A 15,069-nucleotide genomic window follows, 5' to 3' on the forward strand; every position below is an offset into this window, starting at 1 on the left:
GTGCGCACCGGCGCCGATCGCCGGTGTTCACGATAGGGACGAACAGCCTCCCGCCGCGCTGGACAACGTGGACCGAGTTTTTTTTCCGGCCCGGCAGCGGCGCTACTTGGTGATGCCGCCCAGCGCGCGGACCACCGCGATGCAGCGGTTCTCGATGTAGTCCATGCCCGCGGCTTCGGCGATGCGCCGCGCCTGCGGGGAGACGATGCCCTGCTGCAGCCACAGCGCCTTGGCCCCGATGGCGGCCGCCTGCTCGGCCACCGCCGGTGCCTCCGGGGCGGGGCGGAACACGTCGACGAGGTCCACCGGCTCGGGGATGTCCGCCAGGGACCGGTAGACCTTCTCACCCAGGAGCTCGTCGGCCGAGGGGTGCACCGGGATGATCCGGAACCCGGCGGCCTGCATCGCGGCCGGCACCGAGTGCGCGGCCTTCGCCGGGTCGCGGCTCAGCCCCACCACGGCGATCGTGTTCGCGGCTTTCAGAATCTCTTCGCCCACATCGGCCATACCCGGTCGAACCATCGCCGACCAGGCGTTATTCCACGGCCAGTCCCCGGGCGGCCCGGAACCGCGCCACCAGGTCCATCGCGACCCGCGGGTCGAACGCCATCTGCTGCCGGGCCAGGGCGAGCAGCTGTGGTTCACCGCCCGGCACGCGGTGCAGCCGGTCCAGGGTGAGGTCGCCGGTGAACAACTCGAGGATCGTCGCGCAGAACAGCAAGTACGCGGCGGCCTGGGCACGCAGGTCCGGCAGGCCCGGACCGCTGCTGATCTTCGCCCCGAGCGCGCGCAGCTCACCGGGTCCCTCCGTCGCCGGGATCGCCACCAGGTCCGCGATCAAGCTCGACCGTTCCGGTGACGGCTCGGCGCCGCGGGCCGCGCCGGTGAACGCGTGCGCCTTGCGTTCCAGCTCCCGCTGGACCAGCAGCGCGGCGACCGCGCTCAACGTCTGCCCGGCGGGGATGTCGAGCAGTTCGACGACCGTGCGGCGCAGGTCGCGCGGCAGGCCGCCGGAGAGGCAGTGGCACAGGCACCCGAACTGTTCCGGCAATCCGGGAACCCGGCGGCTGATCCACGCCCGGCTGTCCTCGGGGGTGAAGTTGTCCAGCCGCACCATTTCGGAGAAGGCGCTGTCGAACGCGTCCCGCGCCGGGATGCCGCGGCGTTCGAACGAGACGACGGCGTCGTCGGACACCGACACCAGGAACAGGCACCCGGGCACGTCGAACACGCCCTTGATGTCGTTGACCAGCTCCTGGGCCTTCTGCGGGTCGGCGATCTTGTCCAGCTCGTCGACCGCGATCACGACCCCGTCGGTCACGCCCGCGGCCCGCAGGACCCCGGCCGCGTATTCGGCGAACGCGCGGAACTCGTCGACCACCTCCGGGTAGCTCAGCTGCTGCTCGGCGGTCTGCGCCGACCGGGTCCAGCCGGCCTCGCCCTGGAGCGGCAGGGCGAGCTTGCCGGACCAGCCGGTCGTGTAGGTCTGCAGGAACCGGATGCGGCGCAGTTGCTGCCCGGCCACCGCACGCAGCTCCCGCAGCCGCGGATCGGCGGCCTTTGGCACCGGCCGCGCCCCGCGGGCCACCCGGATGCCGAACGCGACCAGGTTCGCCACGATCGCCAGTGCCACGAGACCGGCGAGCACCAGCACCGCGACCCGCCACCCGGTCAGATCGCCGGTCAGCGGGGGCGGGTCGGTGACGAACCGCACCGGCGACCGTCCCCACGCCCAGCTGCCGAGCAGGAGGGTCACCGTCAGCGCGGCGAGGTGGCCGAGCAGCCGGCGCAGCAGGTGTGCCAGCCGTTCCCGCCGCCGCACGGGCGCCACCAGCCGCGTGAACGTCGCCCACCGTTGCGGCCGTTCGGTGCCGTGCGTGCGTGTGATCACCTCCTTGCACAGCAGTGCGTGCAGGTACAGCACGAAGTCGCGGGCCTCGTAGCGGGCGGGTGCGGAGGCGATCGCGGCGAGTGGTGGCCGGGCCGGATCGCCGAGCACGCCAGTGGCGACGAGCCGGATCGCGGTGCTCTTGCCGGCCCCGCGGTGTCCGGCCAGCGCGATGGCCCCGGTCTCGGACCGGGTGACGGCCGTGCGCAGCCGGTCGACGGCCGCGGTGAGCACCGGCGGGGCGGTCGGTGAGTCGGTGTAGAGGTCCTGGATCGCGCGGTAGGTGAACTCGGTGCTGTCCGGCGGGGTCCGCGTGGCCTCGAGGTAGCGGAGCAACGCCGGCCAGACGATCCGCTCGGCGGCGTGCACGCGCCACAGGTCGTCCACCGGGAGCGTGACGACCCGGGTGAGGAGCCCGTGCAGCGGCTCGACCCAGCGGGACCCGGCCAGGCAGGCGATCGCGAGCACGGCGAGATAACCGGCCACCCCGACCAGCGCCGACCACCACGGCAGGTTCGGCCAGGCGCGGACCAGCAGCAAGTGGTAGCCGAACACCGCGGCGAATCCGGCGGCGAGCCGGACGTGGTCCAGCGCGCCGGGCCGCGGGTACTCGTCGGCCAGCCGGGACACGATGACCCCTTCGAAGGAGGGGTCGCGCAGGAACCCGGCCCTGCCCCCGGCGAGCTGGTCCGCCAGGTCCAGGTCCTGGCCGAGCGCCTCCCGTGCCGCGCGCAGCGGGATGTGCTGTTCGGCCAGCATCCCGCGGGCCCGGTCGGAGAGCAGGACGGCGGTGATCAACGCGTCGTCGTCCCCAGCCGCCACGGGTGATCAGCTTAGTCAGCGCACCACCACGACGTGCTCCCCGCGCGGGACGAACTCACCGATCACCGGGGCACCGGGGATCTCCCCGGCCAGCAGCAGGCCGCCCGAGGTCTGCGCGTCGGCCAGCAGCAGGGCCTCCTCCTCGGGCACCGCGGACAGGTCGGTGTGCGGCCGGACCCAGTCGAGGTTGCGCCGGGTGCCCCCGCTGACGTACCCCGCCGCCAGCGCCGCCCGTGCACCATCCACATAGGACACCGCGGCGGCGTCGACCACCGCGGTCACCCCGCTGGCCCGCGCCATCTTGTAGAGGTGCCCGAGCAGGCCGAACCCGGTCACGTCCGTGGCGGCGGTGATGCCGGCGCCGAGCGCGGCGCGGGCGGCCGGGGCGTTGAGCGTCGTCATCACCTCGACCGCCTCCGCGAACCGCTCACCGGTCGCCTTGTGCCGCGAGTTGAGCACCCCGATGCCGAGCGGTTTGGTCAGCGACAACGGCATCCCGGCCCGGGCGGCGTCGTTGCGCAGCAGCCGGTCCGGATCGCCGGTGCCGGTCACCGCGAGACCGTACTTCGGCTCCGGGTCGTCCACGCTGTGCCCGCCGGCGAGGTGGCAGCCGGCTTCGGCGCAGACGTCCGCTCCGCCGCGCAGCGCCTCCGCTGCCAGCTCGAACGGCAACACCTCCCGCGGCCAGCCGAGCAGGTTCACCGCCACGACCGGGCTGCCGCCCATCGCGTAGACGTCGGACAGCGCGTTGGCCGCCGCGATCCGCCCCCAGTCGTAGGCGTCGTCGACCACCGGCGTGAAGAAGTCCGTGGTCGCGATGAGGGCGAGCCCGTCCCGGATCCGCACCGCCGCCGCGTCGTCGCCGTCGTCCAGCCCGACCAGCAGCTCCCCGGCCGGGGCGGACGGCTGCCGCCCGACCAGCCCGCGCACCACGTCCTCCAGCTCGCCGGGCGGGATCTTGCAGGCGCACCCGCCGCCGTGCGCGTACTGCGTCAGTCGGTAGCCCATGTGCACATCGTGCCGTGCTCGCGCTGCGCCGGCCGTCCGAAGTTGCGATCATGGGGGTGTCCCCCAGGGAGGCGTATCCGGTCTGGTGGCCGGCGCGGTCTTCAAAACCGTTGAGCGGCAGGCACTGTCGCTGGCGGGTTCGATTCCCGTCCGCCTCCGCCACCCAGGGAGGAGCGAGGAGTGGCCGACCCCCGTCGCCGGGTGCCGCGGACCGACGCGCTGCTCGCGCACCCGCGCCTGGCCGCGGCCGAGCGGGTGCTGGGCCGCGGCCTGGTGAAGGCCGCCGTGGTGGCGGCGCAGGACCGCGCGCGGGCCGGGGAGATCTCGCCGGAGCAGGTCGCCGAGCAGGCGATCGCGGCGTTGCCGGTGGCGGCGACGACCTTGCGACCGGTGGTCAACGCGACCGGTGTCCTCGTGCACACCAACCTCGGCCGGGCGCCGCTGTCCCGGGCCGCGCTGGACGCCGTGGTCACCGCGGGCCGTGGCACCGACGTCGAGTTCGACCTCGCCACCGGCCGCCGCGCCCGCCGCGGACGTGGGGCGCTCGCCGCGCTCGCCGAGGCGGTGCCGGCCGCGGGCGCGGTGCACGTGGTCAACAACAACGCGGCGGCGCTGCTGCTCGCCGCGCTCGCGCTCGCGCCGGGCAAGGAGATCGTGATCAGCCGGGGCGAGCTGGTCGAGATCGGTGACGGGTTCCGCATCCCCGAGCTGCTGGAGTCCACCGGCGCCCGGCTGCGCGAGGTCGGCACCACCAACCGGACGAGCCTGCGTGACTACTCGGCGGCGCTCGGCCCGGACACCGGGTTCGTGCTCAAGGTGCACCCGTCGAACTTCCGGGTCACCGGTTTCACCGCGGAGGTGCCGGTGCGCGAGCTGGCGACCCTCGGCGTGCCGTTGGTGGCCGACATCGGGTCCGGGCTGCTGGCCCCGCACCCGGTGCTGCCGGACGAACCGGACGCGACCACGGCGCTGCGCGACGGCGCGGACCTGGTGACCGCCAGCGGCGACAAGCTGCTGGGCGGCCCGCAGGCCGGGCTGCTGCTGGGTTCCGCGGATCTGGTGGAGAAGCTGCGCCGGCACCCCGCGGCGCGCGCGTTGCGGGTGGACAAGCTGACCCTGGCCGCGCTGGAGGCCACCGTGCGCGGTCCGGAGCCGCCGGTGGCGCGGGCGCTGGCGGCTGACGTGGCGGACCTGCGCCGCCGGGCCGAGGCGCTGGCCGCGCGGATGCCCGGCGCCACCGTCGAGTCGTGCCGCGCCGCGGTTGGCGGCGGTGGCGCGCCGGGCGTCGAGCTGCCGTCGGTGGCGGTGAGCCTGCCCCGATCGTGGGCGGAACCGCTGCGCACCGGGTCGCCGTCGGTGGTGGGCCGGGTCGAGCGCGGCCGCTGCCTGCTGGACCTGCGCACGGTCGACCCGGACGAGGACGAACTGCTGGTCGCGGCGGTGCGGGCGTGTACGTCGTAGCGACCGCGGGGCACGTCGACCATGGCAAGTCGACGCTGGTGGAGCGGCTCACCGGCACCTGGCCGGACCGGCTGGCCGAGGAGCAGCGCCGTGGACTGACGATCGAGCTGGGGTTCGCGTGGACGGAGATCGACGGGCGGCGGCTCGCTTTCGTGGACGTGCCCGGACACGAACGGTTCGTCCCGAACATGCTGGCGGGGGTCGGGCCGGTGCCCGCGGTGGTGTTCGTCGTCGCCGCGGACGAGGGGTGGATGCCGCAGTCGGCCGAGCATCTGGCCGCGTTGCGGGCGCTCGGTGTCCGGCACGCGCTGCTCGTCGTGACGAAGGCGGATCTGGCCGACCCTCGCCCCGCGACGGAGGAAGCGCTTTCCCACCTGGCGGCGCTCGGCCGGTGCGACGCGGTGGCCGTCGGCCGGGGCGGGGACCTGGGGCCGGTGCGGCGGGCGTTGTGCGCGCTGGTCGACCGGTTGCCCGCGCCCGATCCGGCGGCGGACGTCCGGCTGTGGGTGGACCGGGCGTTCACGGTGCGCGGCGCCGGGACGGTGGTGACCGGGACGCTGGCCGGTGGCACCCTGCGGGCCGGGGACGAGCTGGAGCTCGCCGGGGAGCGGGTGAGCGTGCGTGGCTTGCAGTCGCTCGGAGCCGGGGAACGCGAGGTGACGGCGGTCGCGCGGGTCGCGGTGAACCTGCGGGGCGTGGACCGCGGCCAGGTGCGGCGGGGCGACGCCCTGCTCACCCCGGGGGCGTGGGTGCACACCTGCGAGGTGGACGTCGCCGTGCGTGCCCAGGGCGAGTTGCACCGGGAACTCGTGCTGCACCTGGGCGCGGCCGCGGTCGCGGTACATGTCCGTCCACTCGGGACGGACGCGGCGCGGTTGCGGCTGCGGGAGCCGTTGCCGCTGCGGATCGGGGACACGGGGTTGCTGCGGGATCCGGGTGAGCACCGCATCGCGGCCGGTATCACGGTGCTGGACGTGCGGCCGCCGCCGCTGCGGCGCCGCGGGTCGGCCCGGGCGCGGGCGGCGGAGCTGGCCTCCGGGCGCGTCGCGCCACCGCCGGTCGCCCGCGCGAGCGAGCTGCGCGCGATGGGTTTCCCCTCCTCCGGTGAGCGGATCGGCGAGTGGGTCGTGGACGCGGGCGCCCTCGCGCGGGCGCGCACGGAGGCGCTCTCCCGGTTCGACGAGTGGTCCGGCCGCAACCCGGTGGCGGCCGGGATGCCGGTGGAGGCACTGCGCCAGGCGGTCGGCCTGCCCGCGGCCGAGCTCGTGCCGGCCGCGCTGGCGGGGACGGGCCTGGACATCTCCGACGGCCGCGTGCGGCGCCCCGGAGCGGGATTGCCGGACAGGGTGCTGTCCGCGCTGGCTCGCCTGGACGAGCGGTTCCGGTCGCAGCCGTTCCGCGCCCCCGAGGCCGACGACCTCGCCGGGCTGGGACTGGGCCCGCGGGAACTGGCGGCGGCCGTGCGTGCCGGACGGCTGGTCCGGATCGCCGACGGCGTGTTCCTCGGTCCGGACGCCCCGGCCCGCGCCGCGGAGGCGCTGGTCGCGCTGCCCCAGCCGTTCACGGTCAGCGAGGCCCGGCGCGCGCTCAGCACGACGCGCCGCGTGGCCGTGCCGCTGCTGGAACTGCTCGACGCTCGGCGGATCACCGCGCAGGACGCGGACTTGCGGCGCCGGCTCGTCTGACCAAGCCTGGTACTGCTGGACCCAGGGTCGAGCAGGAGCTGGGCCGGTTCTCCCATTTGGGGCATGGTTGGTCTCGTTCCAGCCCACACCGACAGGAGAACCCGATGAACTACGACACCCTCGCCGGACGTACCGCCGTCATCACCGGAGCTGCCAGCGGGATGGGCGCCGCCACCGCCGAGCTGCTGGCCGCCAGCGGCGCGAAGGTCGTGCTGCTCGCCCGGCGTGCGGACCGCCTCAGCGAGCTGGCCGACAAGATCACCGCGAACGGCGGGCAGGCTCTCCCGGTGGCCGTCGACGTCACCGATCCGGCGTCGGTCACCGCCGCCGCCGACCGGGTCCACGAGGTCTTCGGCCCGGTCGACCTGGTGGTCAACGCCGCCGGTGTGATGCTGCCGAACCCGATCACCGACGGCCGCGAGGACGAGTGGACCCGGATGATCGACACGAATGTGACGGGCGCGCTGCGGGTGATCCGTGCGTTCACCGGCGACCTGGTCGCGGCCGCGGCGGAGGGGAAGACGGCGGACCTGGTCAACATCTCGTCCATCGGCGCGCACATCCCGTTCCCCGGGTACGCCGTCTACAGTGCGACGAAGGCCGCCCTCACCCAGCTGTCCACGTCGCTACGCACCGAGCTGGGGCCGAAGGACGTGCGGGTCACCAACATCGAGCCTGGCCTGACCACGACCGAGCTCGGCGAGCACGTGGCCTCCGCCGAGCACGCGGCCCAGCTCGACGAGATGTCCGCCGCGCTCGACCCGCTGACGGCAGACGAGATCGCCGACCTGATCGCCTACACAACGAGCCGCTCGCGGCACGTCAACCTGCGGCAGATCATCGTGCTCCCGACCAGGCAGGCCTGATCGGTTTCGCTCGGAAGCGTGACGGGTACTCCACACTCGGTGAGGAGAGGAGCTCGGCATGGACACGAACGCCTATGTGGCCTTCCTGGTGGTGGGGGCGCTCATCGTCATGATCGACGGCCAGTTCGTCTACCACAGCGGGAAGCGGTACCTGGCGAACGGGCAGGGCGAATCGGAATCCGGGGCGTCGATGGCCCGGCTGGTCGCGGTGCTGTTCCACATCGCGACGCTGGGCGTGCTCGCGCTCATCTCGACGATCGGCTTCCCCGGCGGCACCTCGGCGACGGCCATCGTGGGACGCATCGGGGTGTTCCTGCTGGTCCTGGCGCTGGCTCACGGCATCACCATCGCCGTGCTGGCGCGGCAGCGCGAGGAGCAGGTGGTCGAGCAGATCAACACGCGGATGAACGCGCCGGCGCAGCGCCCGGCGGACCACTCGCTGAACGACCCGGTCGTCTCGCCGGTGCCGGGACAGGAGGGCCGCGACCCGCGGGTCAGCCCCAGCCTGGAAAGCGGCGCCCCGTACACGACCGACCGGTACTAGGAGTTCAAGCTCCGCAGCAGCTCCAGTGTGCGAGCCTGTTCCGCCGGTGACCCGACGAGGGCGGCGGCGAACTCGGTGGCTCCGGCGTCCAGGTGGCGCCGGAGTTCTCGCTCGACGGTGGCTTCGTCGCCGGTGACGACGGTGTCCGCGACCTCCCGCACCCCCTCCCGGTCGAGGATCGCGCGATACGCGGGCAGCGACGCGGCGATGCCGTACTCACGCGCGACCCACGCCCGGATCGAGCCGGGATCGTCGGTCACCGCCACGATCACGCCGGCGATCACGCGTGGCTCCGCGCGCCCCGCCGCGGCCTTGGTGATCTTCGGGACGATGTGCTCGCCGAGCGCGCGCGGCCCGGCCCAGGTGGTGATCGTCCCGTCCGCCAGCTCACCCGCGACACGCAAGGTCAGGTCGCCGAGCGCGGACACCAGCAACGCGGGCGGCTTCGCGCCGGCGACGTCGACTCGCCCCTGCGCTGCCAGCGTTTCCCCCCGATAGGCAATGGATTCGCCGCGCAGCAACGGGCCCAGGGCACTCAGGTACTCACGCAGGTGCCGTGCCGGCCTGTCGTAGGAGAGGCCGTATCCGTCCTCGATCATCGCCGGGTGGCTGAGCCCCACGCCGAGGCTGAGCCGGTTGCCGGTGACCGCTTGGGTGCTCAGTGCCTGCACGGCCAGCTTGATCGGGTGCTGCGGCCAGGTCGGGACGATCGCGGTGCCGAGTTCGACGCCGGGCACCTCCTGACCGGCGACGGCCAGCGCGGTCAGCGGGTCCCAGCCGAACCGCTGGCCCAGCCACAGGGCGGGCAGTCCGGAGCGTGCCGCCGCGACGATGTCGTCGATGGTCTTGCCCGAGTCGTCGACCATCAGGCCGATCCTCATGATTTTCTCCCGTGGTAGGCGGCGCGGTGCTGGTTCCCGATCTTGGCGAACAGGTCGGCGACCTGGGGTGCGAGCTCGGCCAGCAGAGCCGGGTCCGGTTCTGTCCGCGGTTCGAAGGCGCCGCGCACGGTCGCGGCGACCAGGTCCGCGGCGTCCGGGTGCGGCGGGGACAGGAAGAAGCCTTCGAGGGTGGCGTGCCAGGCGTAGCCGAGTTGGTCGAGCGGCAGGTCGGTGCGGACCAGGTCGTGCTCGGTGAGCAGCCGCAGGTAATCGGCGAGGGCTTCGTCGTGCCGCGACTGCGTCCGGTCGCGGGCGAGCTTGCCGAGCACGGCGGGGTCGGCGCGCACCAGCGCCCGCAGCAGGGGACGGCCGGTGACCGACTCGAAGTTGACGCGGGTCAGCTCGTGCAGCAGAACCGTGCGCGGGTCCGCGCGGATGGCGGCCACCAGCTCGTCGGAGGCCGCGGCCAGCTCGCGCCGGAACACCGCGTGGAACAGGTCCTGCCGCGACTTCCAGTGCAGGTAGACGGTGCCCTTGCCGATACCGGCCCGCTCGGCCACGTCGTCGATCGTGACCTTCTGGTAGCCCCAGCGCAGCAGCAGGCCGCCGGCCACGTCGAGGATGCGTTCCGCCCGCTCCTGTCGATCCACGCAGTAACCTTATGACTGAATTCGAATTTCAGTCAACAGTCACCACGGGCCGGTCGCCGGGATGGCCTCACCGGGCGTACCGGGCCACGGTGGTGCGGTAGCCGCGACCACCGCCAGGCCGTGCGGGCCCGCGCGGAACTGGAACGTCGTGCCGAGGGGGATCGTCAGGCACACCCCCGGCACCAGCTCGGTGATCTCGCCTCGGGCGCCTTGCCCGCGCCAGAGGCGGCCGCGCCCGGCGACGACGTACCAGATCTCCTCGACGGTGGCGTGCTCGACGGCCCGCGAGACCTGCCCGGGGGCGAGCGCGAAGTGGGCGAAACTCGCCACCCCGGGCAGCGCGCACAGCGGGCGGACCGCGGACCCGTCGGGGGCGGTGACCTCGGTGCTGTCCCCGACGTGCGTGGTGGTGAACGGGGTCACCGGTCCACCGTAGGATCACTCGCCCGGTCGCAGCGACTCGTCGCCGGGCCGGCCACGGCTCAGCCGCAGATGGCGCCCTGCGCCGCGGAGCCCACCAGGCGCGCGTACTTGGCCAGCACCCCGGTGCGCCGGGGCGGCTCCGGCATCTGCCAGCCGGTCCGGCGCTCCGCCAGCTCCTCGGGGGTGATGCCCAGGTCGAGCGTCCTGGCCTCCATGTCGAGGACGATCGGGTCGCCGTCGCGGACGAAGGCGATCGGCCCGCCGTGCGCGGCTTCCGGTGCGACGTGCCCGATGCACAACCCGGTGGTTCCGCCGGAGAAGCGGCCGTCGGTGAGCAACAGGACCTCCTTGCCCAGCCCCGCGCCCTTGATCGCGCCGGTCACGGCCAGCATCTCCCGCATCCCGGGCCCGCCGCGCGGCCCCTCGTAGCGGATCACCACCACGTCCCCGGGTTGCAGCGTCGGCAGCGCGTCCATCGCCGCCTGCTCCCCGTCGAACACGCGTGCCCGGCCCTCGAACCGGGACGAGTCGAACCCGGCGCTCTTCACCACCGCACCCTCCGGGGCGAGGCTGCCGTGCAGGATCGTCAGTCCGCCGGTCGGGTGGATGGGGTTGGACAGCTTCCGCACGACCTCGCCGTCCAGTTCGGGTGGCGCCAGCTCGGCCAGGTTCTCGGCCACCGTCTTGCCGGTGACGGTGAGGCAGTCGCCGTTCAGCAGCCCCGCGTCGAGCAGTGCTTTCATCACCACCGGGACGCCACCGACCCGGTCCACCGCCGTCATCACGTGCCGCCCGAACGGCTTGACGTCGGCCAGGTGCGGCACGCGGTCACCGATCCGGGTGAAGTCGTCCAGCGTCAGCTCCACCTCGGCCTCGTGTGCGATGGCCAGCAGGTGCAGCACCGCGTTGGTCGACCCGCCGAGCGCCATCACCACGGCGATCGCGTTCTCGAACGCCTCCCGGGTCAGCACGTCCCGGGCGGTGATCCCCGCGCCGAGCATCCCGACGACGGCCTCGCCGCTCTCCCGCGCGAACCGGTCGCGCCGCCGGTCCACCGACGGCGGGCTGGCCGACCCGGGCAGTGACATGCCCAGCGCCTCGGCCGCGCACGCCATCGTGTTCGCCGTGTACATGCCGCCGCACGCGCCCTCACCGGGGCAGATCGCGCGCTCGATCTTGTCGACCTCCTCGCGCGAGATCAGCCCGCGCGCACACGCACCGACGGCCTCGAACGCGTCGATGATCGTCACCTCGCGGCCGTCGACGGTGCCCGGCAGGATCGATCCGGCGTAGAGGAACACCGCCGCCACGTCCAGGCGCGCCGCGGCCATCAGCATGCCGGGCAAGCTCTTGTCGCAGCCGGCCAGCAGGACCGCGCCGTCCAGCCGCTCGGCTTCCATCACGGTTTCCACCGAGTCGGCGATGATCTCCCGCGACACCAGCGAGAAGTGCATGCCCTCGTGGCCCATGCTGATGCCGTCGCTGACCGAGATCGTGCCGAACTCCATCGGGAAGCCGCCGCCCGCGTGCACCCCCTGCTTGCTCGCCTGCGCCAGCCGTTGCAGGGACAGGTTGCACGGTGTTATCTCGTTCCATGACGAGGCGATGCCGATCTGGGGTTTGGCGAAGTCCTCGTCGCCCATTCCCACCGCACGCAGCATGCCGCGCGCCGCCGCGCGCTCGAGCCCGTCCGTCACGTCCCGGGACCGCGGTTTGAGGTCAGCCATGTTGAGCACCTTAGGCCCGAGATCCAATCTCTACACAACATTGACGACCGAGAAGAATTTGTCGAGAATCAAGGCCATGACGACGGTGTCATTCGATCGAGGGCCCGAGGACTACCGGCACTGGCGGTTGCGGATCGAGCCGCCGATCGCCTGGCTCGAAATGGACGTCGACGAGCACGGCGGGCTCGTGCCGGGGTACGAGCTCAAGCTCAACTCCTACGACCTGGGCGTCGACATCGAGCTCTACGACGCCGTCCAGCGGCTGCGCTTCGAGCACCCCGAGGTGCGCGCCGTGATCCTGACCAGCGCCAAGGACAAGGTCTTCTGCGCCGGGGCCAACATCCGGATGCTCGCCGGCTCCGCGCACGAGTGGAAGGTGAACTTCTGCAAGTTCACCAACGAGACCCGTAACGGCATCGAGGACGCCACCGAGAACTCCGGCCAGATCTACCTCGCCGCGGTCAACGGCAGCTGCGCAGGCGGCGGCTACGAGCTCGCACTGGCCTGCGAGAAGATCCTGCTGGTCGACGACAACTCCTCGACCGTGGCGTTGCCCGAGGTGCCGCTGCTCGGCGTGCTGCCCGGCACCGGCGGGCTGACCCGGGTCACCGACAAGCGCCGCGTCCGCAAGGACCGCGCCGACGTGTTCGCCACCCGCCCGGACGGCGTCAAGGGGCGCACGGCCGTCGAGTGGCGGCTGGTCGACGAGCTGGTTCCGCGACAGGACTTCCGTGCCGTCGTGGAGCAGCGCGCCCGCGAGCTGGCCGCGTCCAGCACCCGGCCGGCCGATGCGCAGGGCATCGTGCTCGAACCGCTGGAACGCGAGGTGACCGGCGACCGCATCGCCTACCCGCACGTGACCGCCGAGCTGGACCGGGACACCGGCGTCGTCACGATCACGGTCCGCGGACCGCGGGGCGACGGCTGGCTGCTGGCGATGACCCGCGAGCTGGACGACCTCATCCTCCGGCTGCGGACCAACGAACCCGAGCTCGGCACCTGGGTCGTGCGGACCGAAGGCGACCCGGACGCGGTGCTCGCCGCCGAGCGGGAGGTGCTCACCGGGACGGACTGGCTGTCCAACGAGATCCTGCACTACTACAAACGCACGCTGAAACGGCTCGACGTCACCAGCCGCAGCCTGATCGCGCTGATCGAACCGGGCAGCTGCTTCGCCGGGGTACTGCTGGAGCTGGCGCTGGCCTGCGACCGGCAGTACATGTTGGACGGTCCGCCGATCGACGACGAGGACAGCGACGAGCGCGCGTTCCTGGTGCTGTCCGAGGCCAACTTCGGCGCCTTCCCGATGGGCAACGGGCTGTCCCGGCTGGAGTCGAGGTTCTACGGCGATCACGACCACCTCGACCGGCTCAAGCGGGAACGCGAGCGGCCGCTGTCCGCGAGCGAAGCGGTCGAGCTGGGCCTGGTCACCGAGGCCCCGGACGACATCGACTGGCCGGACGAGATCCGGATCGTGCTGGAAGGCCGGGCGGCGCTGTCGCCGGACGCCCTGACCGGCATGGAGGCCAACCACCGGTTCGTCGGCCCGGAAACAATCGAAACCAAGATCTTCGGCCGCCTGACGGCCTGGCAGAACTGGATCTTCACGAGACCGAACGCCTCCGGCCCGGACGGCGCGCTGCGCCGCTACGGCACCGGCCAGAAGGCTTCCTACGATCGCAAGCGGGTGTGAAATGCCGACCAGGATCGACTACGACGCCAAGATCCCGAACAACGTGGAGCTGTCCGACAACCGGCGCCTGCAGCGGGCGCTGGAGGGCTGGCAGCCGAAGTTCATGCACTGGTGGGCCGAGATGGGCCCGGCGCTGGAGACGCAGGGGGTGTACCTGCGCACCGCGGTCAGCGTCGGCCGCGAGGGCTGGGCGCACTTCGACCACGTCGTGCCGCAGGACTACCGCTGGGGCATCTTCCTGGCCGAGCGCGACCCGGACCGCCGGATCGCCTTCGGCGAGCACCAGGGCGAGCCGGCCTGGCAGCAGGTTCCCGGCGAGTACCGGGCCGACCTGCAACGGCTGATCGTGATCCAGGGCGACACCGAACCGGCGTCGGTGGAGCAGCAGAAGCTGCTCGGCCTGTCCGCGCCGAGCCTGTACGACCTGCGCAACCTCTTCCAGGTCAACGTGGAGGAGGGCCGTCACCTGTGGGCGATGGTCTACCTGCTGCACGCCTACTTCGGCAAGGAGGGCCGCGAGGAGGCGGAGGGGTTGCTGTACCGCAACTCCGGCAGCCCCGACACGCCGCGCATCCTCGGCGCGTTCAACGAGGAGACCGCGGACTGGCTCGCGTTCTACATGTTCACCTACTTCACCGACCGGGACGGCAAGTACCAGCTGGGCACGCTCAAGGAGTCGGCGTTCGACCCGCTGTCGCGCACCTGCGAGTTCATGCTCAAGGAGGAGGCGCACCACATGTTCGTCGGCACCACCGGTGTCGACCGGGTGGTGATGCGCAGCGCCGAGCTGATCCGCGAGCACGACACCATGGACATCGCCGCGCACGGCGGTATCCCGCTGGACATCATCCAGCGCTACCTGAACTTCCACTACACCGTGTCGCTGGACCTGTTCGGCAGCGAGACATCGACCAACGCCGCCAACTACTACACCGCGGGGCTCAAGGGCCGGTGGATGGAGACCCGCCGCAAGGACGACCACCAGCTGACCGACGACGCGGCGACCCTGGACAAGCCGCAGCCGGACGGCACCTGGACCAGCGAGGAGATGCAGAAGATCCTGCTGCTCAACCTCGACCTGCGCCGGGAGTACATCGCCGACTGCGAATCCGGCGTCAAACGGTGGAACAAGATTCTCACCGACGCCGGCATCGACTTTCGGTTCCGCTTGCCGCACCCTGGTTTCAACCGCAAGGTCGGAATAAACTCCGGCCACCACATCACGCCGGACGGGACGATCGTGGACGAGGCGACCTGGGAACGCAACCGCAAGCGCTGGCTGCCGACCAGCGAGGACCTCGCGTTCGTCCGGTCGCTCATGCACCCGGTGTACGAGCGCGGCAAGATCGCGAGCTGGGTCGCGCCGCCGCGGCAGGGCATCAACGGCAAGCCGTTCGACTACGAGTACGTGTACCTGTGAC

The 15,069-nt window shown here is 72.4% G+C and carries 13 protein-coding genes and 1 tRNA gene; 7 read left to right on the top strand and 7 right to left on the bottom strand.

Features of this window, described 5'->3' with window-relative positions:
• Positions 1-102: 102 nt before the first annotated feature.
• The 3 genes from FHX45_RS18720 to selD are packed head-to-tail and all read right to left on the bottom strand — an operon-like array spanning position 103 to position 3,718.
• The gene (locus tag FHX45_RS18720; protein ID WP_167103515.1) at positions 103-507 is read right to left on the bottom strand and encodes a CoA-binding protein; all 405 of its coding nucleotides are present in this window, start codon (positions 505-507) and stop codon (positions 103-105) included.
• 28 nt (positions 508-535) lie between these two features.
• Positions 536-2,710 (bottom strand): hypothetical protein, encoded by a 2,175-nt coding sequence (locus tag FHX45_RS18725; protein WP_341771520.1) that lies wholly within the window; start codon positions 2,708-2,710, stop codon positions 536-538.
• Between the two features lie 15 nt (positions 2,711-2,725).
• A complete protein-coding gene (selD, locus tag FHX45_RS18730; protein ID WP_167103519.1) occupies positions 2,726-3,718 on the bottom strand; it encodes a selenide, water dikinase SelD in 993 nt (330 codons plus the stop codon).
• Between the two features lie 67 nt (positions 3,719-3,785).
• On the opposite strand from selD, the gene FHX45_RS18735 reads away from it, so the two are divergent.
• The 5 genes from FHX45_RS18735 (at position 3,786) to FHX45_RS18755 (ending at position 8,274) form a co-directional block, all read left to right on the top strand.
• A tRNA-Sec gene (locus FHX45_RS18735) sits at positions 3,786-3,880 on the top strand.
• 18 nt (positions 3,881-3,898) lie between these two features.
• A complete protein-coding gene (gene selA / locus FHX45_RS18740) occupies positions 3,899-5,179 on the top strand; it encodes an L-seryl-tRNA(Sec) selenium transferase (RefSeq protein WP_167103523.1) in 1,281 nt (426 codons plus the stop codon).
• Positions 5,167-6,864 (top strand): SelB domain-containing protein, encoded by a 1,698-nt coding sequence (locus tag FHX45_RS18745; RefSeq protein ID WP_167103526.1) that lies wholly within the window; start codon positions 5,167-5,169, stop codon positions 6,862-6,864. The genes selA and FHX45_RS18745 overlap by 13 nt, the downstream gene beginning before the upstream one ends.
• 104 nt (positions 6,865-6,968) lie before the next feature.
• The gene (locus FHX45_RS18750; RefSeq protein WP_167103529.1) at positions 6,969-7,730 is read left to right on the top strand and encodes an SDR family oxidoreductase; all 762 of its coding nucleotides are present in this window, start codon (positions 6,969-6,971) and stop codon (positions 7,728-7,730) included.
• Between the two features lie 58 nt (positions 7,731-7,788).
• On the top strand, positions 7,789-8,274 hold the full coding sequence (locus FHX45_RS18755) for a hypothetical protein (RefSeq protein WP_167103532.1): 486 nt from the start codon (positions 7,789-7,791) through the stop codon (positions 8,272-8,274).
• On the opposite strand, the gene FHX45_RS18760 is transcribed toward FHX45_RS18755, so the two are convergent.
• From FHX45_RS18760 to ilvD, 4 genes are read right to left on the bottom strand one after another with little or no spacing between them, the layout of a single operon-like run.
• Positions 8,271-9,155, bottom strand: a complete 885-nt coding sequence (locus FHX45_RS18760; protein WP_167103535.1) for a TIGR03564 family F420-dependent LLM class oxidoreductase — start codon at positions 9,153-9,155, stop codon at positions 8,271-8,273. The genes FHX45_RS18755 and FHX45_RS18760 overlap by 4 nt on opposite strands.
• Complete coding sequence (locus FHX45_RS18765) at positions 9,152-9,805, bottom strand: TetR family transcriptional regulator (protein WP_167103538.1); 654 nt, start codon at positions 9,803-9,805, stop codon at positions 9,152-9,154. The genes FHX45_RS18760 and FHX45_RS18765 overlap by 4 nt, the downstream gene beginning before the upstream one ends.
• Positions 9,806-9,844: 39 nt before the next feature.
• Positions 9,845-10,228, bottom strand: coding sequence for a cupin domain-containing protein (locus FHX45_RS18770; RefSeq protein WP_167103541.1), 384 nt, complete (start codon positions 10,226-10,228; stop codon positions 9,845-9,847).
• Positions 10,229-10,287: 59 nt separating this feature from the next.
• Positions 10,288-11,955, bottom strand: a complete 1,668-nt coding sequence (gene ilvD / locus FHX45_RS18775; RefSeq protein ID WP_167103544.1) for a dihydroxy-acid dehydratase — start codon at positions 11,953-11,955, stop codon at positions 10,288-10,290.
• Positions 11,956-12,031: 76 nt separating this feature from the next.
• On the opposite strand from ilvD, the gene boxC reads away from it, so the two are divergent.
• A complete protein-coding gene (boxC, locus tag FHX45_RS18780) occupies positions 12,032-13,648 on the top strand; it encodes a 2,3-epoxybenzoyl-CoA dihydrolase (RefSeq protein WP_167103547.1) in 1,617 nt (538 codons plus the stop codon).
• Position 13,649: 1 nt separating this feature from the next.
• Complete coding sequence (gene boxB / locus FHX45_RS18785; RefSeq protein ID WP_167103550.1) at positions 13,650-15,068, top strand: benzoyl-CoA 2,3-epoxidase subunit BoxB; 1,419 nt, start codon at positions 13,650-13,652, stop codon at positions 15,066-15,068.
• The last annotated feature ends 1 nt before the right edge of the window (position 15,069 follow it).

It is taken from the genome of Amycolatopsis granulosa (assembly GCF_011758745.1).
In the GTDB taxonomy this organism is placed as follows: Bacteria; Actinomycetota; Actinomycetes; order Mycobacteriales; family Pseudonocardiaceae; genus Amycolatopsis_E; species Amycolatopsis_E granulosa.

Bases quoted from the DNA above. Each gene is read 5' to 3' on its own strand.
- boxC (WP_167103547.1), top strand. From the start codon at position 12,032: ATGACGACGGTGTCATTCGATCGAGGGCCCGAGGACTACCGGCACTGG.
- selD (WP_167103519.1), bottom strand. From the start codon at position 3,718: ATGGGCTACCGACTGACGCAGTACGCGCACGGCGGCGGGTGCGCCTGC.
- FHX45_RS18750 (WP_167103529.1), top strand. From the start codon at position 6,969: ATGAACTACGACACCCTCGCCGGACGTACCGCCGTCATCACCGGAGCT.
- FHX45_RS18755 (WP_167103532.1), top strand. From the start codon at position 7,789: ATGGACACGAACGCCTATGTGGCCTTCCTGGTGGTGGGGGCGCTCATC.
- FHX45_RS18720 (WP_167103515.1), bottom strand. From the start codon at position 507: ATGGCCGATGTGGGCGAAGAGATTCTGAAAGCCGCGAACACGATCGCC.
- ilvD (WP_167103544.1), bottom strand. From the start codon at position 11,955: ATGGCTGACCTCAAACCGCGGTCCCGGGACGTGACGGACGGGCTCGAG.
- boxB (WP_167103550.1), top strand. From the start codon at position 13,650: ATGCCGACCAGGATCGACTACGACGCCAAGATCCCGAACAACGTGGAG.
- FHX45_RS18760 (WP_167103535.1), bottom strand. From the start codon at position 9,155: ATGAGGATCGGCCTGATGGTCGACGACTCGGGCAAGACCATCGACGAC.